Source organism: Paenibacillus glycanilyticus, from assembly GCF_030161375.1.
GTDB classification, from domain to species: Bacteria; Bacillota; Bacilli; order Paenibacillales; family Paenibacillaceae; genus Pristimantibacillus; species Pristimantibacillus glycanilyticus_B.
Map to the genome: position 1 here is coordinate 476,944 of NZ_BSSQ01000001.1, position 26,589 is coordinate 503,532.

The 26,589-nt window shown below is 49.4% G+C and carries 18 protein-coding genes and 2 pseudogenes; 4 read left to right on the top strand and 16 right to left on the bottom strand.

Annotated elements, in window-relative coordinates; all coding sequences use genetic code 11:
- Positions 1–3 precede the first annotated feature (3 nt).
- From QQK89_RS01970 to QQK89_RS02045, 16 genes and pseudogenes are all read right to left on the bottom strand, one after another.
- A complete protein-coding gene (locus tag QQK89_RS01970) occupies positions 4–381 on the bottom strand; it encodes a BlaI/MecI/CopY family transcriptional regulator (protein ID WP_284236732.1) in 378 nt (125 codons plus the stop codon).
- Positions 382–543: 162 nt separating this feature from the next.
- Positions 544–1,971 (bottom strand): PAS domain S-box protein, encoded by a 1,428-nt coding sequence (locus tag QQK89_RS01975; protein WP_284236734.1) that lies wholly within the window; start codon positions 1,969–1,971, stop codon positions 544–546.
- A gap of 133 nt (positions 1,972–2,104) precedes the next feature.
- A pseudogene (locus QQK89_RS01980) lies at positions 2,105–3,099 on the bottom strand (cation diffusion facilitator family transporter).
- 126 nt (positions 3,100–3,225) lie between these two features.
- Positions 3,226–4,149: an ArsR/SmtB family transcription factor gene (locus tag QQK89_RS01985; RefSeq protein ID WP_284236735.1), complete on the bottom strand. Its 924-nt coding sequence runs from the start codon at positions 4,147–4,149 to the stop codon at positions 3,226–3,228.
- A 35-nt stretch (positions 4,150–4,184) separates the two neighbouring features.
- On the bottom strand, positions 4,185–4,976 hold the full coding sequence (locus QQK89_RS01990; RefSeq protein ID WP_284236737.1) for a carbohydrate ABC transporter permease: 792 nt from the start codon (positions 4,974–4,976) through the stop codon (positions 4,185–4,187).
- 54 nt (positions 4,977–5,030) lie between these two features.
- Complete coding sequence (locus tag QQK89_RS01995) at positions 5,031–5,918, bottom strand: carbohydrate ABC transporter permease (protein ID WP_284236738.1); 888 nt, start codon at positions 5,916–5,918, stop codon at positions 5,031–5,033.
- Positions 5,919–5,994: 76 nt separating this feature from the next.
- A complete protein-coding gene (locus tag QQK89_RS02000; protein ID WP_284236739.1) occupies positions 5,995–7,356 on the bottom strand; it encodes an ABC transporter substrate-binding protein in 1,362 nt (453 codons plus the stop codon).
- 156 nt (positions 7,357–7,512) lie between these two features.
- A complete protein-coding gene (locus QQK89_RS02005) occupies positions 7,513–9,111 on the bottom strand; it encodes a response regulator transcription factor (protein ID WP_284236740.1) in 1,599 nt (532 codons plus the stop codon).
- Positions 9,108–10,904 carry a cache domain-containing sensor histidine kinase gene (locus tag QQK89_RS02010; protein WP_284236741.1) on the bottom strand — a complete coding sequence of 599 codons (1,797 nt, stop codon included), beginning with the start codon at positions 10,902–10,904 and terminating at the stop codon, positions 9,108–9,110. The genes QQK89_RS02005 and QQK89_RS02010 overlap by 4 nt, the downstream gene beginning before the upstream one ends.
- An 82-nt stretch (positions 10,905–10,986) precedes the next feature.
- Positions 10,987–13,854 carry a GH32 C-terminal domain-containing protein gene (locus QQK89_RS02015; RefSeq protein ID WP_284236742.1) on the bottom strand — a complete coding sequence of 956 codons (2,868 nt, stop codon included), beginning with the start codon at positions 13,852–13,854 and terminating at the stop codon, positions 10,987–10,989.
- Between the two features lie 45 nt (positions 13,855–13,899).
- Positions 13,900–14,199: pseudogene (locus QQK89_RS02020) on the bottom strand (GH32 C-terminal domain-containing protein); the annotation flags it as partial.
- A 39-nt stretch (positions 14,200–14,238) separates the two neighbouring features.
- Complete coding sequence (locus QQK89_RS02025; protein ID WP_284236743.1) at positions 14,239–16,008, bottom strand: glycoside hydrolase family 2 protein; 1,770 nt, start codon at positions 16,006–16,008, stop codon at positions 14,239–14,241.
- Between the two features lie 264 nt (positions 16,009–16,272).
- On the bottom strand, positions 16,273–17,211 hold the full coding sequence (locus QQK89_RS02030; RefSeq protein ID WP_284236744.1) for an ArsR/SmtB family transcription factor: 939 nt from the start codon (positions 17,209–17,211) through the stop codon (positions 16,273–16,275).
- A 125-nt stretch (positions 17,212–17,336) separates the two neighbouring features.
- Positions 17,337–19,736 carry a family 43 glycosylhydrolase gene (locus QQK89_RS02035; RefSeq protein ID WP_284236745.1) on the bottom strand — a complete coding sequence of 800 codons (2,400 nt, stop codon included), beginning with the start codon at positions 19,734–19,736 and terminating at the stop codon, positions 17,337–17,339.
- Between the two features lie 462 nt (positions 19,737–20,198).
- Positions 20,199–20,411, bottom strand: a complete 213-nt coding sequence (locus tag QQK89_RS02040) for a hypothetical protein (RefSeq protein WP_284236746.1) — start codon at positions 20,409–20,411, stop codon at positions 20,199–20,201.
- A 23-nt stretch (positions 20,412–20,434) separates the two neighbouring features.
- The gene (locus QQK89_RS02045; protein ID WP_284236748.1) at positions 20,435–21,466 is read right to left on the bottom strand and encodes a LacI family DNA-binding transcriptional regulator; all 1,032 of its coding nucleotides are present in this window, start codon (positions 21,464–21,466) and stop codon (positions 20,435–20,437) included.
- 420 nt (positions 21,467–21,886) lie between these two features.
- Here QQK89_RS02045 and QQK89_RS02050 point away from each other — a divergent pair, with 420 nt between their 5' ends.
- The 4 genes from QQK89_RS02050 to QQK89_RS02065 are packed head-to-tail and all read left to right on the top strand — an operon-like array spanning position 21,887 to position 26,583.
- Positions 21,887–23,206, top strand: a complete 1,320-nt coding sequence (locus QQK89_RS02050; protein ID WP_284236749.1) for an ABC transporter substrate-binding protein — start codon at positions 21,887–21,889, stop codon at positions 23,204–23,206.
- A 2-nt stretch (positions 23,207–23,208) separates the two neighbouring features.
- Positions 23,209–24,087, top strand: a complete 879-nt coding sequence (locus QQK89_RS02055) for a carbohydrate ABC transporter permease (protein ID WP_284236943.1) — start codon at positions 23,209–23,211, stop codon at positions 24,085–24,087.
- Complete coding sequence (locus QQK89_RS02060) at positions 24,074–24,913, top strand: carbohydrate ABC transporter permease (protein ID WP_284236750.1); 840 nt, start codon at positions 24,074–24,076, stop codon at positions 24,911–24,913. The genes QQK89_RS02055 and QQK89_RS02060 overlap by 14 nt, the downstream gene beginning before the upstream one ends.
- A gap of 29 nt (positions 24,914–24,942) precedes the next feature.
- Positions 24,943–26,583, top strand: a complete 1,641-nt coding sequence (locus QQK89_RS02065; protein ID WP_284236751.1) for an alpha-glucosidase — start codon at positions 24,943–24,945, stop codon at positions 26,581–26,583.
- The last annotated feature ends 6 nt before the right edge of the window (positions 26,584–26,589 follow it).

Genomic DNA, 26,589 nt, shown 5'->3' on the forward strand with positions numbered 1-26,589 from the left:
GGCTTATTCCTTTCTTTCGTCTAGAATGCTTTTTAATTCTTCGATATCTTCTTTAGACAATTTCTCGTGCTTCAAAAAGTTAACCAACATCGGTTTTAGAGCTACTCCACCATACAGCCTTTTCAAAAACGATTTTGTTTCAGCCTGCGTGGTTTCTTCTTCCGTAACTAAAGGAGAATAGACATAAGGTTTGCTGTTTGAATCAAAAGTTATCACTTCTTTTTGAACCAATCTGGTAAGCAAAGTTCTGATGGTTTTAGGGCTCCAATCGGTTATGTCTGTCAAAGCCTCTATGACCTCGCCCGCAGTCATTGGAGATTTCGCCCATAATACTTTCATTACTTCCCACTCAGCATCGGAAATGCGTGAAACATCTTTCATAAACCTCTACCTCCACTTTAGACTACGTATGTAATCAATATTACAACTGTAATCAATACTACATTTGTAATCATCGGAAGTCAATCCTTTGAAAAACAAAAAAAAACTGTCGATCGCGTCGGCAGTTTTTTTGTTTATCTAGTTAGGTTCTATACATCATTGTTATTTATCAACCGGCAAAACAACTTCCACCAAAGTTCCTTTCCCAACTTCGCTTTCGAATCGCATCGTCCCGTTATGGTTTTCGATGATCCTCATCGACACCATTAACCCTAACCCGGTTCCCGACTCTTTGGTCGTATAAAAAGGATTGCCGATCTTGTTGATTTCATCAAATGGGATGCCTTGTCCCGTGTCCCTGATTCGAATGTAGATGTTACCGTTCAATTGGTTGGCTTGCATCATGACTTCTCCGCCAGTTGGCATGGCTTCAATGGCATTTTTCACTACATTGATAAATACTTGATTGATGCTGCTCTGGCACTCGATCAAGGGTAGGTTAGCCTCTAACTCTTTCTTGATCTGAACGTTATACAGGTTGGCTTGCCCTTCAAACAATCTGGTAACATGCGTTAATAGTTGCGCGACATCCCTTAACTCGAATACCTCGTTCGAAGGTTTCGCCAACACGAGAAGCTCGCTTACAATTTCATTGATGCGATCAATCTCGGCTATCATCACATCGTTGCGCAGTTTCTTTGAACCGTCCAGATCCTCTTTCAAATACATCTGCATGAATCCGCGCAAGCTCGTCAATGGATTTCTAATTTCGTGGGCGATCCCTGCTGCAAGTTGACCGATTAAGGAAAGTTTCTCGGATCTGCGTATTAACTCTTCGGAATGTACGCGTTCCGTTACATCGCGCCCCATGCTGATGACATGTTGAACTTCACCCGCGGCATTTCTTATTTTTTTGGAATGTGCTTCCTGCCATATATAATGACCTGCCTTATGCCGCAGACGGTAAATATATATTCGGCTATCCGATTGATCGTTACTTAACCAGTTACGGTGCAAATCCTCCGGATGCCAATAATTATAGGCTAATTGCCCAATAAGTTCTTCCGGTTCGTATCCGATTTGGATGCGGGAAGCCGGCGAGACGTAGGAGATTACTCCTTCGGGTGTTACGCGCAAAATAACGTCCTGCGAGTGATTGGAAATCAGATGATGCAGTTCTTCGATCCTCTTGTACTCTTCCTCTTTCTTCTTCTGTTCGGTTATATCTACAATCTGAGAAATGAATGCATCGTTGCCATCAATCCCCTGAAGGTTCCTTTCGACCGTAACATTCAAAAGCCCCCACATAACGGTCCCCGATTTATGGAAATATCTCTTAACGATTTGGTAACCGTCCATTTCGCCATGAACCAATTTGCACCACAATTCTAAATCCGCATCCAAGTCTTCGGGATGGGTGTAAAATGAAAAGTCGAGCGTTTTTAGCTCATCTTCGCTATAACCTAACATGTTGCATAAAGATGGATTAGCCATATTGACTCGTCCGTCTGAAGTTAACAAAGCCATCCCGATTGGAGATATATCAAATACGCGTATAAAAAGACTCTGGTCATTAAATATTGAAACCATACGATCCCCCGTTTAAGGCATTTCATGATCTAATTCTATTTTGATTAGCCTCAATAAGGAATTATACCAGCAATGTTTGATTATTTTAACAAAAAAAACAGCCGATGACTTATCGGCTGCCGGCGACCTGCAATTATACATTAACCGGATCGGGATTCCAGTTTCTAACTCCGTTATCTTCGATAATCCCTATTGTTACGTCCGCGATTTCGGATTCTTTAAGCAACGTATCCCTAATCTTGAATTTAATATCATCCGCGTCTGCAAGGGTTAATCCGGGGCGAAGTTCTATAAGGCCCTCTACATGGTAATAACGTCCTTCTTGCAAAACTCTCATCTGATAAATATCGGTTACGTAAGTATTTTCAAATATGATTTTCGCGATTTTTTCTTCAACATCTCTTGGAGCAGAGACGCCAATAAGTCCAACCATATTATCGTATCCGACTTTAAAGGCAACCCCAATCATCAATAATCCGATGAGCAGGGTTGAGATGCCATCCAGAAGTTTAAAGCTTGTCATTGATGTGACGATTACCGCAAGGAGTGCTAACAGCGCGCCGGTGGTAGCCACTAAGTCCTCAAAAAAAACTAATCGCGTCGGAGGAGCTGCCCGGCCAACATTTTTGAATGCCACCGGAAAGATGGCTAAACCCTTAGCCTCTATTCGCGCTTCGTGAACAATTTCCTTTGTTGCTTTTATAAGGACAAATCCATCTACCGCAACGGATAAGAGCAACACGATCAAATTTAACCAGAATCCATGAGATTCTGCCGATGGGTGAGCCAATAAATGAAACCCTTCCAGAATGGTCTCATAAGCCATGACGGTTACGACAATGACCGCAACCATGCAAAACAAATTAATGACACGTCCGAAACCGGTCGGAAAACGCCGGGTTGGTTTCTTTTCCGCTAGGACACTTCCCGCAAATACGAAAGTCTGGTTCACTGCATCTGCTATCGAGTGCATGGTGGATGCAAACATTGCCCCGCTCCCCGTCGTAATCGCCGCAAACCTTTAATGATTGCAATTCCCGCATTACCAAGTGCGGCAGTTGCCGATGAAGTGTTTCCTTTTTTCAATAAGTGTATAAACCGCTCTTTCTGATTGCTTTCCGATACCATTACAAGATTTCCCTCCTAAACTAGTTACAATTGCTACATACGCAAATAATAGCATAGCCGTTTCAAATTACAAAAAATTCCTGAAACAAAAAAAAGACAACCGATCGCTTTGATCGGTTGCCCCTATCATTCGTATTGCATCCGCATCATTATGCCTTGCGCATAATCGCCAAACGATTTGCCGAACAGATTCATGCCGCCTTGGTGTTTGGCATCCGGCTTTAGTCCAATTCGGAACGTCATATACGGCTTCTGGTTCAGATGCAGCTCGCGAAGCGTAATTTCAGAGCATTGTTCATTATCCACCGTGCTGCGGCTCTCCTCGATTGCCCATGTTTTGAGCAGCCCGTATTGGGTGCTGGAGTCGTTCCACCAAGGCGGATTCAGCTTGCCCCGGTGATCTCCGAAATCCCCCGGCGAGATCCAGGAGCCGATCTCTACATCATTCACCCAAGCGGTTATCTCCGAAGGCCAGTCATTGTTATAGTTAGGTGCCTCCGAGCAAATCTCAAGCGAGAACTCGAGCGACTTCACCTTTGCTCCAGGCGGGATTTTGCTTGGAAAACGATACTCGACCCAACCTTTGCGCAGCCAAATAATTTCCGCCGTCCGGCTGTCCGGGTGATAGAAGTTGTCCGGCTCATCTTCCGGAAACAGCATCCCCGAACCACCCGCCATTCCGCAGGTTGGAAAGATATCAAATTGAATGAAATGGCCAATCGGCATTTCCACTTCAACCATCTTGCTCTGATTCTGATAGAAAGCAATCGGATTTAGGATCATGCGCACGTCATCGAAATTCCGGCTGCATACCTTCATTGCTCCGCGGGAGGCCGGCTGCAGCTCGGTCAGAATAAGTTCGGCCTCTTCGAGCACCTTTACGTTGGTGGCGGCGGTAGAGATGGGAATGTCGAGCGCAGCAGCTATTTCAATAACGTTTAGATTCGGTTTGGCAAGCAGCAGCTTGATGATGCCGATTCTGGTAGAGGTACTTAGCGCATGCGCGACCTTTACGAGACGATCCGGCTCATCTATCGTTAATTCCAACAACGCTTTAGTCCCTTCTTCCTTTGAATCATAATGAATTACTTCACGCTGCCGGCCGTGAGACCTTTCTCAAGGAACCGTTGGCCGAACAAATAGACGAGAAAAATCGGAATACTGATCGCCATAAGCGCCGCGGAGATCTTGCCGTAATTCGTTCCCGCGAATACGACAAACTTCTGAGGCAAGAGCGTAACCGTCATCGCGGCTTCGTTCTGCAGGAAGATAAGCGGCAGCAAATAATCGTTCCATGAACCGAGGAACGTATAGATCGTCACGGTTGCGATCGCCGGCATGCCCAGAGGCAAATAGATGCGCCGGAATATGACATGTTTGCTCGCGCCGTCGATAATCGCAGCTTCATTGATCTCCTTCGGAATTCCTTCGAAGAAGGTACGGATCAGCATTAAGCCAAACGGTATGCCGCCGGCCACATGCGGACCTACAAGGCTAAGCGGGTTATCGATTAAGCCCAGCTTCTTGATCGTCATAAACCATGGAATAATAAATCCCGCCCCCGGAATCATCATCCCGATAATAATCAGCAGAAACAGCGGCGTCCTAAACGGGAAGCGCAATCTTGCGAACGCGTAGGCCGCAAGCGTGACGCAAGTTAGGGTAAGGACGATATCCATGGACGCAACAACAATGCTGTTCCAGAAATACCGGTATACCCCCGGATCCGTAAATACGGCTGAATAGTTGTTCACGAAGCCGCCTTCCAGCGATTTGAGCAGCATGCGAACAAGCGGATACAGCCAACCGATCCCCATAACCACAATGATGACTTGTACAATCGTCCTGCCGATTATATCTTTTCTATCGAATATCATCTTCTTGCCTCCTAAACAAAGCAATTCTTACCTCGCACATCGCAAGCTTACCCGTTAAACATCCCATTTCTTCTGTATCCGGCTCTGAACCCAAGTCATCATAAGGGCAATCATCATGATCAGATTGGAGATAGCCGCGCTGTAGCCACCTTTGTATTCGAGAACGTAACTGCGGTAGAGATATGTCGACACCACTTCGCTGGACCGAGCCGGGCCGCCTCCGGTAATAAGCCAGACGAGATCAAACGTCTTAAGCGAGCCAATGATGCCGAGTATCAGCAGCAAGGAATGGGTACTTTTTAGCATCGGGAAGATCATTCGCGTAAATAATTGCAGGAAGCCGGCGCCGTCCATCTTGGCCGATTCGATCACTTCCTGGTTGAATTGGGTAATCGCCGTGAAATAGATAATCATGCTAAAGCCCATATAGGTAAAAATATTGGTCGCCATCACCGCAAACAGCGCTAAATTAGGATCACCCGTCCAGTCCCGGACGAGATTCTCGAGGCCAATCGCTCTTAGCGCTTCGTTAACCGCCCCTGTATTGAAGTTGTACAGCTCGGTAAAGATCACCGCCACAACGACAAGGCTCATAATATTCGGCAGGAAGAACAGTGATTTGAATAACCGCTTGCCGAAAAACAAGGAGTCATTCACAACGGCTACAAATAGTCCGATGACAGCTTGGAGAATAACCGTGATGACCATGTAGGTCAGGGTATTGGTTATTGCCTTTATGAATTTAGGATCTTTCACCAGCGTGACGTAGTTGTCAAAGCCGATAAACGTCATATTTCTGGAGATGCCGTTCCATTTAAAGAAGCTATGATACACGTTGAAATAGGCACCGTAATAAATAAATAATCCGATGAACAACAGAGCCGGGATCAGATACAAATACGCGTCATAATCGTAAGCCGTTCTTTTCTTGGGAAACATCATGCCTTCCTCCTATCCTCCTGCACTCCTTGCCAATGAAAAAAGAGGAGGAAAGCTCCTCTTTTTTCACCGGTTCCTATTAGCGTTGTACCGTTTTGGATACGGCTTCGATATCTTCCGCAACTTTCTCCGGCGTTTTGCCGCCAAGCGCTACCGCTTGCAGAGCGTCAAACAAGGCGTTCTGAAGCTCCGGATATTTGAGCTCGCGCGCCCCGCTAATATTATTGGACATGAAATCCGTCACGGTCTGCAGCGATTGCTCTTCCGTCTTGCCCGCCATTTCGGCCGTAACCTGCACGCCCTTCTGCGATGGCAGAACCTGCAGCGTATTCGTCCACAACTTCTGGCCTTCGCCGGCAGCCATAAATTTGATGAACTTCCATACGGCGTCTTTATGCTTGGAGTCGGCGTTCATCCCCCACGCGATATCAACCGTCGCAACCATGTTTTGCTTGCCGCCGGACAAGTTTGGGAACGGGAACATACCCCAATGCGTATCTTCCGTAATCGTTTTGTCCTTCACCATTTGATCATGCGCTACCTTGGTGAAGCCGCTGAGATGCCAGGTGCCAATGGAGAACATGCTGGATTTGCCTTTCGTAAAGCTGTCGCTTACGTTCGGATACGGGGATTGCCCCATCGCGCCATCGGAGAACACGCCGTTCTTGAACAAGTCGCCCCACACTTGGAACGCCTTCACAATATCCGGGTCCGTCCATGGAATTTTACCTTCTTGAGCGTCGTACACTTTGCCCGGCGCAATCTCGTTCACGATGCCCATAAATACGTCGCGATCCGTCCATCCGTCCTTGGCGCCGATGCCAACGCCGGGAATAACGCCCGGTTCTTTCTCTTTCAACACTTGGATAACGTTGTTTAATTCATCCAGCGTTTTTGGAACTTGCAGGCCGTATTTCTCAAACATCGTTGCATTGTACAAAATGACCGGAGTTGCCGTCATGCCGCCCGGAAGCACGCGGAAATCGTCGCCGGAATAAGCAGCTTGCTCTAGCGCAACATCAAGGAAATTGCTTTTCCAATCCGCGCCCCATTCTTTCTCTGCGTATGGCGCAAGCGGTTCAAGAAACTCTTTATACTGATTGGCGTTTGCGCCAACCTGCATGGCGATGACGTCGGGACCTTCCCCGCCTGCAAGACCCGCGGACAACTTCTGGAAATAAGCGCCGGATTCGCCGACATGCGTCACTTCCAGATCGATGTCCGGATTCTCTTTCTCAAACGCCGCTTCGAGCTCCGGCATCTGGCCTTCCGTCGGAATCCATTTCCAGAACGTGATTTTTGTTTTTCCTTTAGCCCCGCTATCGCTGCTTGCGCCGCCGTTTGCAGCCGGCTCCCCGTTGTTGCTGCTGCCGCAACCGGCTAGCAATGAACCCGCGAGAGACAGAGTCAGCAATCCGCCAATAAGTTTATTAGTCTTCATATCGTGTAACCTCCCTAATATGTAAGCCCTTACACACTTATAGTAACATCGATAGTTTATTGGAAAGTTTCAATATTTTTGGATTAAACTCCAATATCTTTGGATGCTAAGCAAATGGCTGCACTTCCTTGCGGAGGCGCAGCCATTGCTTACGGGTTAACCGGATTGAGAGGCGTTTTTTTCGTAATCGAGGGGGGTTGTTCCGGTGATATCTTTAAATACTTTGAAGAAATAGTTGTAGTTGTTGAAGCCGACTTGCATATATAACGCTTTGACCGACACGCCTTCGCCTAGCAGCTGCTGCGCGCGGCAGATCCGTCTCCGGTTCAGAAATTCAACGAACGACATTCCCGTCTCCTTCTTGAACAAAGAGCTGAGATACGACGTATTTATTCCGACGTGCTCTGCGGCTAACTGCAAAGAGATATTGTCCCGGAAATGGGATTCCATATAGCGGATCGCCTTTGCCACATATCCGCTGTACGCGGGCTGGTCCTTGGCGCGGAGAATAGCAATCAGCTCGCCATACAACTCGATGATTTGCTCCTTCAGCTCCCAAGGTCCTGCGGCATTCCTCAGACCTGACTGTACCGGCACGGTTAACCTATCGAGCGTATCGGCCTCTGCGCCATGCTTGAGCCCTACCTTAACCGCAAGCTGAACCATCTCCGTAAGCGTCAACCGGACCGATTCCGAAGTGGCGCCTTGTTCCGCAAGTTCCGCAAAGATCCGCTTGATTAACGATAATGACTCCGCCTCGTCTTTCTGATCAAACGCGCCTAGCAGCAGCTTCTCCATCTTAATGCTGAGTCCGCCCGCTGACACATGGTAGTTCGAATCTCCCCGCTCCTGCTGCCGGACATCGGTATCACTCGCCGACATGAACTTCTCCCTCGCCTGCCGGTAACCGTCCGCCACCTCCGTTAACCGGAGTCCGCACCGGCTGAACTCGATTCTGATCTGGACGTTCATGAACCTGGCGAACATTCCCCTTAGCTTCTCCTTTTCTTCCTGGAGCAGATAGGCGATTTGCGATTCGCTTCTTACATGCTCGAAGCTGAACAGAAGAACAAATTGATCCTCGCCGATATGGGCTACAATCCCTTCAAGCTGACTCTGGCACAATTCAAGCACAGACCGGATAAATAGGCTTCGATCCTTATCCGAATGTCTCCAGTCCACCATGGAATGAACGACAGACATGGCGCCAACGACCAAATTGCGGGTCCCAAAGCCCGTATCATTCATGCGGAAGTAGGCTTCGATCTCATGCGTGCCTCCCATATGCCCAAGCGCAAGCTCCTTCACGATACTCTGCTTGGCCAGAAGATCGATCGTTCCGGGCGGCTTGACGCTAACGTTATGGCTCGCCCGCTTCTGAAGCCGTTCACGCTTGGCTTTCTCGAGTACGGCAAGCAAAGACGCATCATCAAGTCTATGCTTCAGCAAATAATCAACGGCGCCATTGTTTAACGTCTCGCGCACATAGTCATAGCTGTCATAACTGCTGAGCATGATGATTGGAATGCCAAGCTTCCGTTCCACCAGATAATGCGATAAGGCGACGCCATCCATATGCGGCATGGCAACGTCCGATAGTATGACATCCGGCTCCAGCTCGCCGATCATCCGAATGGCCGCTTCGCCGTTAGTTGCCTCTCCGCATAACCGGTAACCGTGGCCTTCCCATACCCGAAGCGAACGGATATGCGTACGTGCCATTAATTCGTCTTCGACCAGCAATACCTGAATCATGAAGCATCCTCCTTCACGCTATGAATGATAGGCAACGTTAGTTCGGTCGTCGTGAAGAGACCCTGCTGGCTGTAAATGCGGAGCCCGTATTCACGGCCGAATAACAGCCGGATTCTTTGGGCAACGTTCATGACGCCAAGTCCCGAGAAGCGGTTATGGGGAGAAGAGCCGTTGCCCGGAGATACCTCGACTGGCTCCGTCAGCATATTCGCGAGACGAACCAATCTGTCTTCGGGTATGCCTGCGCCATTATCCGTTACGGCTATCGTTAAGCGATTGCCCTCAGCCAGCATCTTCACGCTGATCATGCCTTTGTGTTTGACGGGTTCTATTCCGTGGATAAGCGCATTCTCCAGCAGCGGCTGCACAAGCATCCTTGGAATCAAATATTTCCGAGCTTCCTCTTCGATCTCATAATGTACGGTAAACGGTTGGACGAGACGGTAGCTTTGAATATTCACGTACCTTTCCAGATTGGTGATTTCGTCTTCCAGAGACGTGTATTCGCTATCGCTTTTGGCCATATCCCTTAGCAGCTCAATAAGCGACGTCGTCACTTCCCTAATATTCGGGACCTGTTGCAGCTGCGCCAAGAACTGAATCGTGTTTAAGGTGTTATACAAAAAATGCGGATCGATCTGCGACTGCAGCGCTTTAATCTCGGCCTTCCGTTTTTGCTGTTCGCGCCGCTTGACTTCCTCGAGCAAGCTATAGATTTGGCCCATTTGCTCACTAAACGCCTGGCTCAAATGGCCAACCTCGTCCTTCGACTGCAGCGGCTTCACATATTTGAGATTGCCTTCGTCAATCTTGACCATCCGGTCGCGCAAACGCCGCAAATTTTTGGTGATGCGCCTGGAAATAATGATCGATACGAACAGAACGGCAACAAGCGCGAGCCCAATCACGCCAAACATTTGGTTGCGCAGCTTGACCGTATCGTGAATAAGCGAATCGACGGATACAGCGCCAATCGTCGTCCAACCCGAGAATGCGGAGCGTTGCTTCACGTACAGTTGACCATCCCGTTCCACGACATCCTGGAATTGAGGAGGTATCTCGCCCCCGGGATTGGATTCGAATATAATCTGGTCTTGCTTGTCGGACACGATAAATCTCGTCGCGGATTGCGGTCCGTTATCGTACACTTTGCGGATAATATCGTACGGGGCATACAACAGAGCAACGCCAATGGCTTTATCGTTGGATTTGATTGTCCGGCCAATAACCAATACGGGCTTAAGCGTTGTGCCGGCTACCGTGTAGTCGTCGCTTTCTAGCTTGAAGAAGACGGGTTTCCCGTTTGCTGCAAGAATGTCCTGGAACCAGGGCTTATCTTTATAGGAGACAAACCGATAAGGAAAACCGGAATTGTACTCTTCTCCGTTAAACCCGATAATGCTGACTGCCGTAATATAAGATTTGTAAGCGAATAGGCTTCCGAGGTAGTCTTCCAATTTCTTTTGCAATTGAAATTCGATATAAGCGGACTGGTCTTGTTTCCTCTCCAGCACGCCGACCACATTGGTGCGGTCTATCGATACGAGCGTAATGATGCTGACGAAATCTTTGAGGACGATTTCCAGATTGTTATGCGCCTGGACAATATTGCTGCGCGCATTCTGGATCGCATTGTGTTTGATCGTCTCGGCCGTGTTGAAGTACCAGATCCATGTAACAGCGGACAGGACAATCGCCGAGAGGGCTAGGAAGGAGACGAAGATTTGAGCTTGAATCGAACGGCGAACGGAAAATAGCAAAACGATATTGTGCAGGATTGTCTTTGCTTTCATGCCAAGCCCATCCCTTCAAAAAGAAATATCACACCATAGCCGTGCCCGGGCCATGGTGTGGTCATTCTTCACTATGCTCTAATTATTGGACAGTCTTGAATTCAAGAACGTGCCGGCCTGTCATCGTCACCGGAATTTTATCCAGGGGCTCCCCGTCGCAAGTCATTGCAAACGCCGTTCCCCAACCGTGTACGGCAATATCGAATACAGCGGATCGGTAGCGCAAATTCTCCATCTTCAGATCGCACAGCATCTCCGGTACAGCCGGCGCGAAGGTGGCGCCTTCCTCGTCGTATTCCATCCCGAGAACGCCAAGGAGGAAATAAGAGATAAATCCGGCCGCATGCCAGAGTTGACCCGGCCAGCGCCAAGCTTTGCCGGTTTGATAATCGATAACTTCATAGAACGTTTTATTGATCACGCTATTTCGGACTTGCTGTCCAATCAAGGTCGTGAGGAGATCCAGTCTTCCTTCGCGTCCAGCCGCCGCTGCCATTCCGCTTGTCCAGACGACCCATGCCGCATTGCAGAAGTGGTTCGTCTCGGGACGGTAAGGGAAAACATTGACGCCAAACTCATTCATCGCTACCTCGGGAAGCCGGTTCAGCATGCTTTGCCTCTGCTCGGCGGAAGCAATCTCGTATCTCGGCCACATCGCGATCTCCTGTCCCGCGGATTCCCAATAGCTATTCTCGTAACTCTCGCTTCCGACTGGACCGCTGGTATAATAGCCCGCTTCTTCCTTCCAATATTCGCTTCGAATATTCCGAAGGAGCAGCTCGCCTCTATCCGCCCATTGCCGGATCAGAAGGTCCGATTCTCCCATATACACGCCCATGCGGGACATGGCGCGGAAAGCTTCCATGAAATAGATTTCGGTTGCAAAGCTGAAACCTCCGTTTTCCGGTTCCGGAAAAGCATCGTTGGAAGTAGCCTGATCGGCTGGAATTAAGCCGCGCTCCGGATCAAAGCTTTGTTCCAGCTTGGCAATCCGCGCCTTGAGGCCTTGCCAGGATTCTTTGACCAGCGTCAAATCACCAGTCGCCAAATAATAATCCCATATGCCGACAATCGGCATCGCCGTGCCGTCAACGCCATTATCCAGACCGCCCTTTGTCGTGAAGAGCAGCGATCTTCTGGCGCCTTCCGGATCGAGAATGTTACCCGAGCGGATGGCAATATGCGTCGTATCCCTCACCCATACGCCAAAACCTTCTCCCGGACCTTGGAATAACCCTGCCGTCCACATGCCTTCCTCGCCCGGCCGGGCGAATTCAGCGGAGCCGCAGCGGTAGAATATATCGGCCGCCAGGCGATACGCAGCATCAATCGTCGCATGCCCGGTATAGATCATCGGCAACCTTGCGACCTCTTGCTTCGGATGCCATACGTTGCCGCGGTCAATAACGCGGTTCATATCATGCGCCCAGTTTTTGCGCCACACAAATTCTTCAATCGCGCGGGTTGGCGTAACAATGGTCTCTCTGTCCGGCACGTAAGCAGGCGGTTCGCCATAGACGGAATCCTCTACGCGGTTACTGTAAACCGTATAGCTATCCGATTGATAAACAACCGTATCATCCTTGATTGCCTCTTGAATCAGCAGCTTCTCTTCCGGAGTTGGCCAGATGCCGCGAAGCCCATATACCACAAGCGATTCCGCATTCGCTGTACCCTTGCGGTTAAGCAACCGGATCGTCCGCTGCCGGTAATCCGGTCTCACCGCAACAGACATCGCAACCTCGCCCTCGCAAGCGAAAATTTCCATGGAAGCCTTATCAAGCAGCAAATGCAGCTTTAACTTTCCGCTTGCTGCCGGTAGCCGTGCGGTAATGTCCTTACAGCTGATCGTCTGCTTCTGCGTATCCAGCGCAACCCGAATGCCGTAAAGTTCAATGTCGAGCAGCGTCTCCGCCTCGATATCAAGCTCCAGCACAACTTCCAGCATATCCGACGTAATATCGTCCGGCTTGTTCTCGGCCGGCAGGACCCGCACACCAGGCCACTCGCCCGGAGCTACGCGGAAATGCAAGCTTTCTTCGAAGCTATTCCCGTTCTCAAGCGCAAGATCCGACCAAGTTCTTTGCCAAATGCGCAATCGATGCAGCTCTTCGATCGGAGCGGCATGTACTTTAATGATGCCTTCATCCGATTTGCGCAGCTTCAGCTCCACGGGAATAAGCAGTTGCCCTTGAAACGGCATAGAAGTTAATGGCAAGTTCTGGTTGACCCCTAACAAGATGCAGCGGCCGTCTTCAGTTGCATGAGCTGACAATGCCGTCAGATTGCCGTGCCACAAGACATTGCGCTCATGTTCCGCAACATAGCGGCCATCTTCCTCCCGATAGAACGAATAGGTGTTGTCTTCGTGGAAACCAAGCCATCTCCGTTCCGCTTCATTCCCGTTAACCGGCAATTCCACCAAGCGGGACGTTGACGCTTCCAGCTCCTCGCGTCCCGGATCAAGCTCATCGTAAGCCGTATCCGCTTCGCGCCAATGAATCAAATCCTTACTGACGCCATGCCCCATAAGCTCGGATTGGCTATTGGCGTACAATTTATGTTTGTAGCGCAAATGCCACTCGCCTTGTTCCCGGTAGAACGCAACCGGATTGCCGATCCAGCCTTTTTTCGTCGTGTAATGGACCTGTGGACGATCCTTCTCCGCATACAGCTCCTGCTCGCCTGCCGCGCGGTCGCTCTGGAATACGAAGTGGGACGCGCATAGCGCAGCACCGTCCGCTTCAGCTTCCACGATTACTTCGCAGCCTTCGCAGTCTGCAACGTCCACCGTGAACCAAGACTGGACTTCTTCCATTGCCACCTTAAGAGTAAACCGCTTGATCTCCGCGCCGCCTTGAATAATCCGAATCCGGCTGAAAGGAGCTTCATTATGAATGGGAATGTTAAGATACCTCTTCGCTATTGTCACCATTGAACTTGTCGCCATGTCTGCCTCCCGTATTGGGCAAATTTTGACCTAGCCTAGCCTACCCTACTGCACCATTTCCGCCGCGTTCATCTCCCAGATCTCCACTTGCTGTACGATCGTTTCGCTACTACGTATGCCATTGCTATCCTCCAGACTCGGATATACCCTTGCCGTAAGGCAAGTCTCGTCATCTGCAAATACTTCGACAATGGATTGATCGGCGAAAATACGAAGCCGCAGCCTCTCGCCGCCCTCCCCAGCCGGCAGCTTGCCTTCAACCGATGACTTATGCACGCCGGGGAACAAGCTGGACTCTGAACGGTCGATCACAATCGTATTCGCCGTCCAGTCGAGGCGCACCTCCGTCCGTTCCTTGCCACATCCCGATTCGGGACCCTGTTCCTATGCCAGATTGATCTCGCGAATTTTCTCCAAAGGCACCTTCGGCTTGCGGTCTTCCGTTAACAGTCCGTTCACTTCCTGCTGCACGTCGGTAATTTGGGTGTAGCAGTACCCGACGATATAGTCGGTCTCCTTAATCGCTTCATGAATGCCGCGAAGCCGCTCCAGATAAGCATCCGTAGATTCCACCTGATTGCCGTAACCCCATCCGCTCTCCGAGCGCATCGCGATGCCGCCGAATTCGCTGACGATAATCGGTTGTCCCGAATACGAATAACCTTTCGCGAAAGCGTATTTCCAATCGTTAAATGATATTTCGTTATTCACGATGGCGTCCTTGCTTGCGTAACGCTTCAGGAACTGCTCTTTGGTCTCCACATAATCATGCAACGTTAAAATATCGGATACGGTATGCTCCCAACCGTCGTTCGTAATAACCGGCCGATGCGGATCAAACGCCTTGGTCAGGTGGTATACCGCTTCCGTCAGCTTCTGTTGCCGCTTGTCGTTGAGAATGTTGCCAACTCCCCACGACTCGTTAAACGGTACCCAAGTAATAATGCTCGGATGGTTGTATTGCTGACGAACGACTTCCATCCACTCCGTGGTGAACTTCTGGATCGCATTGTCGTTGAATTCGAACGTTGAAGCCATCTCCGACCAGACTAGCACGCCTTTGACATCGCACCAATACAGGAATCGCGAATCTTCCACTTTCATATGTTTGCGAACGCCGTTGTAGCCCATTGCAAGCAGCTTGTCGATATCCTCGATCAGCGCTTCTTCCGACGGAGGCGTCAAATGGCTGTCGGGCCAATAACCTTGGTCGAGTACAAGACGCTGGTAGACCGGCCTGTTATTCAGCAGCACCTGGCCTTTTTCAATCGAAATCTTCCGCATGCCGAAGTAGGCATCTACGCGGTCTATCTCTTCATCGCCGCAATAGAGCACAAATTCCACGTCATACAAATTCGGATGCTCCGGCGACCAGTGGCTATGTTTCCACGGACCGTTCATTTCGTGCACGAGATCAACGTCGAGCGTGAGCCAAGGGCGGTCGATCACAAGACTGACCTGCTTGACTTGGCGCCCATTGAGCGTAATAAGCGTATCAAGCCGGTACGCATCCGCGCCCGTTGCCTGCTCTAAACCTTTCACCTGATAGTCAAAGCGTACCGAGCAGCTGTCAATATCCGGCGTCATTTTCACTTGGTCGACATGCACCGGCGCGACAAATTCCATCCACACGGACTGCCAGATGCCGGTCGTCTGCACATAGAAACATTCAAAGCTGTCCTTCACCCATCTTTGTTTGCCGCGCGGCTGCGTGGCATCCATACTGTCCTCGACTTTTACGGTCAGTTCGTTTGCGCCGCCAAAATTCACGAACGGCGTAATATCAAACGCAAATGCCGTGTACCCTCCGTCATGGCGTCCGGCGTATTTCCCGTTCACCCACAATTTGGCCGTATAGTCGACCGCTTGGAAATGAAGCAAAAGACGTTTGCCCTCTTCGGTAGCCGGCACATCAACGGAACGGTTATACCATACGTTTGGATGATGCGCTTCTTCTCCGATGCCGCTCGCTTTAGTCTCGTAGGTGAATGGGACAACAATCGCCTTGTCGCCGCCGAAATGATTAGGCCAGCCGTCCGTTTCACCGCGATTGTCGTCATCGAAGCCAAACCGCCACTCGCCGTTCAAATCGACCCATTCTTTGCGCACAAATTGAGGCCTCGGGTATCCAGGAATATACATTTTCGTTGTCATGGGTGTTTCTCCTCTCGCTGCTATCCAGGTAAAATTTTACTGTCCGATATCTGCATCCTTTTTCCGCCAATAAGTTTCAAACAACTTTTCTGTTGCAAAAAACAGCGATAATTCCGCTTATTCAGCCTTTCACACGAATAAAAATGACGTTATAAAACAAATTATATGTACAAAACTACCTACGTCAACGCTTTCAAACAATATTCTTGTTATATAACAACAAAAAAAATAGCGCATAAGCGCTTTATAAACAAGGTATATGTTTTAATCTTCGGGATCCGTCTCGTAATGCAGCTTCATGACGATATCCTGATCGTAATTCCCGAACCCCCGGCCAAACAAATTGAGTCCGCCTTTATGAACCGCATCCGGCTTGACGCCAACCTTAAAGCGTATGTTCGGATTTGCGTGAATGAGCAGATCTTGCAGCGTAACGTCGGATACCTTGAAATTATCCACGGAGCTTTTCTCGTTGTCTACCCGGAACGTCTTCAAAAGGCCGTATTGCGTGCTGCTGTCATGCCACCAGTCCGGATTGTTCTTGCCTCTGCGGTCACCGAAATCGCCTGGCGAAGTCCATGTTCCCACCTCGACATTGTTGATCCAGACCGTAATATCCGATGGCCAGTCATTCCTGAAATTAGGCGCCTCCGAGCATAGCTCAAGCGAAAACTCAATCGCCTTCAGCGTAATGTTCTTCGGAAGCGATCGCGGGAACCGGTATTCGAGCCAGCCTTGTCTCAGCCAAATGATTTCCGCCGTTCTGCATTCCGGGAAAAAGAAGCTCTCCGGATCGTCCTCCTGGATAACCATCGACAACGAATTCGCAACGCCGCAGGTTGGATGCACGTCCGCATCCACGTAATGGCCGATCGGCACTTCGACCTCATAGACTTGTCCTTTATTGCGATACCCTTTGATCGGATTCAAAATAAAACGCACGTCGTCGAAGTTTCTTTTGCACACCTTCATAGCGCCCCGGCTTGCGGGCATGATCTCCGTCAGAATCAGTCCCGCCTCCTCCAGCACCTTTACGTTCACGCCTGCCGTTGATACGGGGATGTTCAAGTTATCGCCGATTTCATTAATGTTCATATTGTTATAATTGAGCAGCAGCTTAATGATGTTGAGCCTTGTATGCGAAGATAGGGCATGCGCAACTTTCACTAATTCATCCGGCTCGTTGATCGATAGTTCCAACATTTCGAACTCTCCATTTATAATAAGTTTTCTGTTTCTTAATCATGATTCTAGATCATATACCAATCGATTTCCAGCGTTAATGCGGAAAACAGAAGAAGGAGGAGGCTAGAAGCCCCCTCCGCCCTTTAGGCTCTTGATTCGGCATACAGGTTGTCAAAAGCCGCCGCAGGCCCGGATACGCGTGCGCCAAGGCTGCCGGATGCAAAAGAAGTGTCCGTTACATCGATTTTTGGCGTTGCCATATCGTCGACATAGATGCGGATGCGCGCACCTTCGGCAATGACCTTCATATGATAGGTCGTTCCTGTCGTTACCGTCATATTCGCGCCCGTCAAGTAGGACCAATTGTTATTGAACTTCCCAAGAATAACGGTACCGTTCGTGTTGATCGCCGCATAGTAGCCCTTCAAGCTGTCGGCTCCCGGACCCGGATCGGTTACGCGGAATAAAAGTCCGGCATCGCCCGATCCCGAAGTAATGCGTACGTCGCCTTCGTACAGGACGTTGCTGAACGAGGAAGAAGCAAAGACGGATTTATAGCCGCTTCCGGCATTTACCGTATAAGCCCCGCCGCTTACTCCCCAGCCTCCCGCATATACCGCCCAGCCATCCGGATAATTGTCGCCAAAGTTGTCGGCAAATACCGGCGTTGCAACAAGGTTATCGAACGTTACGGCCGAATTGTAGGTGCGCAAGCCGACGCTTCCTGCCGCAAAGGAGCTATCGCTATACGTAATGACAGGCGTATCCATGTTCGTAACATACACTTTGATGCTGGAGCCATTAGCCACAACCTTCATATGGTAAGTCGTTCCCGGCGTAACGGTAAACGCCGCACCGGTCAGATAAGTCCAGTTATTATTGAACTTGCCCAGCACAACCGTATTGTTGGCGTTAAGCGCCGCATAGTAGCCCTTCAGCGAATCGCTTCCGGCGGCCGGATCCGATACGCGGAATAACAGACCGGCATCCCCGCCGCTTGCGATCTTCACATCACCTTCATAGACGAAGTCTGACAAGCTGGTACTGCCCGCAACCGCTTTGTAACCGGTGCCGGCATTCACGCTGTATGCTACTCCGCTCGCGCTCCATGTACCGTCATAAGTCGTCCAGCCATCCGCATTTCCGTCGCTGAAGTTATCACTGAAGGAGGTACCGGCATACTCCAGCTCGATACTGTCGATCTCCGCGTAATTGACCCCTTTGGTGAACTTGATCGTGTTCTGGTAACCTTTCTTCAGCTCCGTCTCAAATACGCTGTCGCCATACGTGTCCCAACCAATGTTATTGTAATTAATCGCAAACGGAGTCCCTCCGTTTACGGAGACATTATGCGTGGAGGCTGCGCCTGAGCCGTTTGTATATCTCACATGAATTTTGTAATGCCCCGCTGCCGGTGCATTGATGTCCTTGAACAGCACCGCACTATCGCTGTAGTCAATATAACCAACAACCGCTCCATGGGAAGCGCCAGCCTTTGTATTAATGCTAGCGTTAGTTAATGCGGCATGTTCCGCTTCAATCCGGAATTCACCGGATGGCACGGCAATAGGTGTTGCCGGATTAATAGGCGTGCCCAAATTCGGAGTGCCGTTTGCGTTCCAAGTGAACGGCTGCATGCGCGTCGGTCGCGGACCGCAGCCTTGACCGGCACCGGTATTGGCGTGATAGACAATCCAATCCTGCGTACCGTCCTTCGATTTCGTAAAGCTGTTATGACCGGTACCGTATACATTATTCGCCGCGGATGACTGGAATACGGGACCGGAAGACTTCGTCCAAGAGGAGACATTTAATAGATTGGCAGTATCGGATGCCGTAAGAAGGCCAAGCCGGTAATCATCCGACCAGCAAGGAAAGGTTGAATAGGAAATGAAGATTTTGCCGTTTCGTTTAATAACCTCCGGCCCTTCAACCAGATCGCTTTCCCAGCTTTGGTCGCGCGTTGCGATCTTTATCATTGAGGTCGATAACGTCCAAGGATTACTCATTGCCGCAATATAAATGCTGGACCAGTTGGAATCATAACCCGCATACAGAAAATACAGCGTTCCGCCGTTCTCGAACACGCTGCCGTCAAGACCCGCTCCCGTGCCGGCAACCTTCCCTTTGCTCGTCCACGAACCGGTGAACGGATCGGCCGATGTATTCTCGAGCACGTATACCCCTCGGCAGGAATCCCCGCAGCCTGTATTGGCCGTGTAATAGATGTACCACTTGCCTCCGATATTATGAATTTCCGGTGCCCAGATGTCGATCGTGCCGCTTGGCGGCGTCCAGACGACCTTCCGTTCGCCGCTGTCGATGCCCGTCATCGTGCGCGACCGCCAAATGGTCAAGTTGTCTCCGGTCGTGCGCGTATAGTAGTAGTAGCCGTCATTGTCGTGATAATACATCCAGGGATCTGCCCCCACGCTGTTGACGGGATTGTTGAAGTCCGTTGTTGGCGCGGCTGTTGCGATTCCCGCCAGGCCCATCGCCACTACTAGCCACACTGCAACAAACAGAGCTAGTGATTTCCTCATTCGTTGATCTTCCTTTCGATTCGGGAATTTTGAACGGACCTTAAATTTGTTTTATTTTGTAAGCGATTTCAAAATTGCATTTACAACAAGACAACTTTACAAGAGTACGAGAGTACGACAGTCAAACAATACAACAGTCGCAACAGCACAACATTTCAATAGTCGCAACAAAACCTCCTTCGTCGTTTCATTAGCCGGCAACAATAGCGTAACATCTTGTTTCTTCCAAAATATTTCAATATTTTTCGATACTACTCCAATTTCTTTGAACTCACGCACAATCAATTCGCCATAAGTGGCGAACTCCTCCCACTTTCACAGCCCTTAACGATGTCACGCATCGTTAAGGAGCGCACCGCGCTTGGTTTTGTAAGCCTTAACGATGTCCGGCATCGTTAAGCTACCTCGAAAGTCGGCTATCCCCCCCGACTTCGTTGATTTCAAGTGCCTAACGATGTCCTGCTACAGGACCATTCGGCGCCAGACGGGCGGGGCCAACAGGTCTGCAGCAGGCAAAATGCCTGCTGCAGGGCCGTTCGGCACCAGACGGGCGGGCCCGACAGGTCTGTAGCAGGCAAAAAGCCTGCTGCAGAGCCATTCGGCGCCAGACAGGCGCCTGTCCCGCATCGTTAAGCTGCTTTGCAGCTCGCTAAACCAAGATAGGGGCTGTCCCAATTGGGACAGCCCCCTATCTGTCATTATCCGCGCGGAGCCGCAACGGAATCACGCTCAATAAGCGTTGTTGGCAGCAGCAATTCCATATGCGGAGTATCCGTATGCTCCATTCTCCAGAAGAGCTGCTGAATCGCCGTTTTCCCGAACAGGCCCAAATCCACTCCCATGGTTGTTGTCTTTGGAGTAGCCAATCTGGACAGCTGACCGTTATCGAAGCTTACAATCGAAATATCGGACGGAATTTGGTACCCCATTTTATATAGCGTCGAATTCACGATAAACCCGAGACCGTCATTGACGCAGAACCAGGCTGTCGGTTGCTCGTCCAGCTCTTGCAGACGCTTTTCGATAAATTCCTGATCCTCAAGCGCATCGCTGATCATCCATTTCGGGTTAAGCTCGATGCCAAGTTCATAATGCGCGAGACGGAACCCTTCGAGACGTTCATAATAACTCGGGGAGAAAGACAAGTTGCCCACATAACCAATGCGAGTATGTCCCAGCTCATATAGATACTTAACGACACGATAAGCACTGAACCGGTTGTTCGTCAGAATCGCATCAGCCTCTACGTCCGGATGGTGATGGTCGATAAGCACGGTTGGAATCCCCGTATCAATCAGCGTATTCATATATTCGGTACTAAGATGCGACAGGATCAATATCCCGTCCACTTCTCTTCCCTCAATAAAAGGCGGCAAAATCTGATCCGTCAGCATCTGCTTGGAAATAGACTGGATCAGCAGCTTTTTGCCTCTCTTTTGTACTTCATTTTCTATAGTAAGGTAGATTTCCCCGAAAAAGCTCCGCAAAGAAAAGGCAAAGTCCGTTGCAACAAGAGCAATATTGCCCGTGCTCTCTTCCTTCTCTTCCTGATCCGAGGATCGCTTGCGGTTGCCGTTATAGACGTAGCCGAGCGCATCGGCCGTTTGCATGATGAGCTTGCGCGTCTCCTCGCTGACACCGCCTTTACCCGTAAGTGCTTGCGATACCGAATTTTTGGAGATTTGCAAGTGATCTGCGATATCCTGCATCGTAATTTTTGACTTCGTCAAGGATAACGTTCCTTTCTCTTCCCAGTAAGAATAGTGGAATAGGACAAATGGATTCTCACCATACTATACCGAATACATATAGAATTTTAAAAGCTTTTACTCGAACATTACAAACTTTATTATTACATTACAAGATTACAGACGAAATTACAAGTAATGCGACAATCTACCTAACAGGAATTATTTCTCGTCGAATTTTGTCGCATATATCGTTGACAAAACGTCCTGTCATGATTAATAATGTGGATATAACGCTTTCAGAAACATTTGTAATTACACTTTGTAATGTTACTATATTGTTTTGTAAGCTTTATTGTTAGGTGAAAGACTGTATTTAACGTATGCTTTCGAAGCAAGAATTGCTTCACAATTCTAAGCGTATGCTCTTGCTTCACAATTCTTTTTAGGAGGAACAGTCATATGAAAAAATCAAGATATTCCTTGCTTGTAGCCGTCACATTGTTGGGCGGAACCATGCTTACGGCATGCGGTAGCGGTGGTAACGGAGGCCAAAGCGCAAACGGCGTAACGACCATCGAATTCTGGGCGGCACCTAACCCATCGCAACAAGCTTTCTGGCAGGAAATGGCCAAAGAGTACGCAACAGTAAACCCTGATGTAAAGGTTAACGTTAGCGCGATCAAAGAATCCCCAAGCTCTGAAGCAAGTATTCAAGCTGCCATTGCCGGCGGAAACGCGCCAACCATTGCCGAGAATATTAACCGCGGCTTCGCCGCTCAATTATCCAACAGTAAAGCGCTTGTCGCTCTAGATGATCTTCCGCAATTCAAGGAAATCGTCGAGTCCCGCAACATGACAGAAACAATTGCTCCTTGGGAATTCGCCGACGGACATCAATATGTATTGCCAATCTACTCGAACCCGATGCTGATCGGATGGCGTACGGATATTCTGAAAGAAATCGGCTATAACGAGCCGCCAAAAACATACAGCGAAGTGCTTGACGCTACGAAGAAGCTGAAAGCGAAATATCCGGATAAATATATGTGGGGCAAAGGCGCCGACTTGGCCGACCCTACGGCATGGAAACGTTGGTTTGACTTCTTCCTGCTCTACAATGCGGCTTCGGACGGCAACAAATTTATCGAAGGCCAGAAGTTTGTGGCCGATGACAAAGCTGGCGTAGAAACACTTACTTTTGTAGACGATCTCCGCAAAGCTAACGGCATTTTGTCGCAAAACGCTACTGATCCGTTCGAGAACGGCGTTGGCGTATTCACCGATATCGGTCCTTGGACATTTGATTTGTGGAAAACAAAATATCCTGAACTGAAATATGGCGAGAACTACACGCTCACATTGCCACCGGTACCGGATGACATGGATCCGGCGAACGCAAAAACATATGCCGATGCTAAAGGCCTCGTTATCTTCAACAGCGCACCGGAAGCATCGAAAGAAGCTGCTGCCGAGTTCTTGAAATGGGTTTATTCCGACGAGAACCACGATGTGGCATGGTTCAAGCAAACGAACCTTCCGCCGGCGCGCGATGACCTGAACGAACTGGAAGGCTTCAAACAAATTCTCGCCGAGAAACCTGAGCTGGCTCCATACGCGGCAGCGGTATCCAAAGGCGTTCCGGCTATGGATAATCCGAAGTTCAACGAGCTTCAAACCCTGATTGGCCAAGAAGCTTTCACCAAGGTTATCCGTGGACAAATCGATCCGCAAACCGGTTGGAATAACATGAAGAAAGCGATTGAAGGTGAACTTCAATAATGATTAATAAGCAAAACAATAAGTTGGGCTGGCTATTTGCCAGTCCCTACATTATTTTCGGGCTGGTATTTTTCCTGGGGCCGCTTCTATGGTCCTTATACCTTTCCTTCACGAATTGGGATCTTATCGCTCCGACCTATGATTTTGTAGGGATGGATAATTTCAAAAAAGCAATGCATGCGCCAGGCGTACAAGCATCCTTCTGGGTTACTTACAAATTCATGATGCTGTTTGTCCCTCTGGTTATCGTCATGTCGCTTGGCGTTGCCCTTGTCATACAGGGATTGCCTAAGTTCAAAAGCGTCTATCTCATCGGATTTTTCCTGCCGTATCTGTCTTCCGGCGTTGTTGCGTCCCTAATTGTACAGGGCTTCCTATCCTATAACAGTCCGGTCAACGAATTTCTGAGAAAAACTTTTGGTCTCAATATTGACTGGCTCGGCACGCCGTTATCGGCGCTGTTTATCGTAGGTCTCATCTTGGCTTGGAAGTTCACGGGTTATTATGCCCTCATTCTGACTTCCGGTCTCGAGAGCATCGATAAGGAAGTATACGAGGCTGCTGCTATTGACGGGGTCACTCAAGGACAACGGTTCTGGAAAATCACGCTGCCGCTTCTGTACCCTGCTCTCTATACAACGCTTATTCTCGCGTTTGGCGTTACCTTCGGGATTTTCACCGAGGTATACCAGCTGACAGGCGGCGGACCAAACTTTGCCACTAATACATGGCAGATGGAAATCTTTAATCAAGCCTTTACGAATCTGCAAGCCGGATATGCGTCGGCGATTGCCATTATGGCTTCTATCGTTACGTTTATCTCCATCTTCGTGATTCGCAAACTGCTGGAAAGCTGGGGGAAACGAAATGGTTGGGTCTAACAAAAATCGTAAAAGTCGTCTCGCGGTTCGCTATGTACTGGCAACCATTCTGCTTCTCATTATGGTGTATCCCTACTTGTACATGGTGCTCAACTCGTTTGCCGATTGGACGCAAGTGGACAGGCAGCTCATTCCAAGCAAATTTTCTTTCAAATCCTATGAATGGCTCTTTACCGGCGGCGATGTCGGTATTGCCCGGCCGTGGATGAATGCCTTCTTCAATAGCGTTATCGTGTCCATTGCTTCCACTGTCCTGATGATGTTGTTTGGGGTCATGGTTGCTTACGCGCTTGCCAAATTGAATTTCCGGGGCCGCAATGCCATTAACAACTTCGTGTTGTTCCATATGTTTTTCCCGGCAATTATTTTGCTGATTCCAAACTTCCTGATCATTCAGAAGGTTGGTCTCTACGATACGTATTGGGCGATGATCATTCCAAAAGCAGTCAGCTTATGGGCGATCTTCATGTACACGAACTTCTTCAAAGCCGTTCCGGACGCGTTTATTGAAGCGGCAAAGCTGGATGGCGCATCCGATTTCAAAATTTTGTACAAAATCATGATGCCAATGTCCAAGTCCATTACGGCAGTTATCTTCCTCTTCTTGCTGATGGAACGCTGGACCGAACTTCTCTGGGACATGATCGTTGTCCGCAGCGACAACATGCTTACGCTTAACGTTTTGCTGTCCCAAATGTTTGGACCTTACGGCAGTTACCCTGGACCGCTCTATGCGGCGTCCGTTCTGCTTACCGTGCCAATCATCATCATGTTTGCGATCTTCGGCAAGAAGTTCAAGGAAGGCATGCAGTTCAGTCTCAAATAGCATGACGTTTCATCCGGGAGTGACAACGTATGGACAATAATCAATTCAAGTGGTGGCAGAATGCCGTCTTTTATGAAATTTACATGCCAAGCTTCTGCGACGGCAACGGAGATGGCGTCGGAGATTTTCCGGGCATCACCTCCAAGCTGGATTACTTGAAAGAGCTTGGCATCGGCGGAATATGGCTGACTCCTTTTTACGAATCGCCAAAGGTCGATAACGGCTACGATATTTCGGACTATTATGCGATCGATCCGTCTTACGGAACGATCGATGATTTCGATATTTTCATTCAAAAAGCCCATGATCGGGGCATTCGGGTTATTGTCGATCTCGTGCTTAATCACACGTCAGCGGCCCATGCCTGGTTCCAGGAATCCAGATCCTCTATCCATGCGGACAAACGGGACTGGTACATCTGGAAGTCGCCTGCCGATGGGAAGGCCCCGAACAATTGGGAGTCCTTCTTCGGCGGTAGTGCATGGGAATGGGATGCAGCTACGCAGCAGTATTATTACCATGCTTTTGCGAAAGAACAGGTGGATCTGAATTGGGCTAACCCGGAAGTCCGGCAAGCGATGAAGGATGTTATGGGGTTTTGGCTGGACAAAGGAATCGACGGTTTCCGGCTGGACGTTATTAATTTCCTTAAAGTATCCGGCGATTTCCGTGATAATCCGCCCGGTGCAAACGGTGAACAAATTCACCGGTACGATCAGAATCAAGACGGCGTATTGGATGCAATCGGCGACATCTGCCGTTACGTGCATGAACGCGAAGGTATCTTTATGGTCGGAGAAGTTGGATCCGAGGATATGGACATTCTGCGCCGCTATAGCGGCAATGGCCTTCTTGACGTCGTATTTAACTTCAATTTGGGAAGTCAGCAGCAATTCCATCCGGAAGATTTATTCCGCGAGCTGAAGGCGATGGAAGATGTTCACGCCGATGATCAACTTCCTACCTTGTTCTTCAGCAGCCATGATATGCCCCGCCACATCTCCAGATTTGGCGAAGGGATTGCGGTGCTCGAGGAGCAAAGAGCCAAGCTGATGGCGACCCTTATGTTAACGGCCAAAGGCGTCCCCTTTATCTATTATGGCGACGAGATCGGGATGAGAAACCATGTCGCTCGTCGAATTGAAGATATGAGAGATATTCAAGGGCTCGGCCATTACGAAGTTGCGCTTAGGAATGGCCAAACGGAAGAAGAAGCTTTCCATCTGGCCAAAGCCAAAAGCCGCGACTATTCCAGGTCCCCCATGCAGTGGAACGGAGACCGTTACGGCGGTTTCTCTAATGTTGAACCTTGGATCGGCATGGGCCCGGGCTACGATCAGATTCATGCAGAAGACGAACGCAAGCAGACGGATTCTATTTATTCCTTTTATAAAAGCCTGCTGTCGCTTAGATCGGAATACCCTGCTCTCTCGACCGGCCAGTACGTAAAGCTGGAACAACTCGAGGGTTCGGCCATTGTATATACGAAACGCTGCGGTAGCGATGAGGCCTTTGTTGTGCTTCAGTTCGGCAATAAGCCGCTTCAACTGAACTTGTCGGATTGGACAAGCCATAAGCTGACGCTTCGCGCGGCGAGCAACGAGATTGTACCGCTTGGCGGTTCTATAGTTGAAATCCCTCCTCATACGGCGGTTATCTGGACTTTATAAATTGGA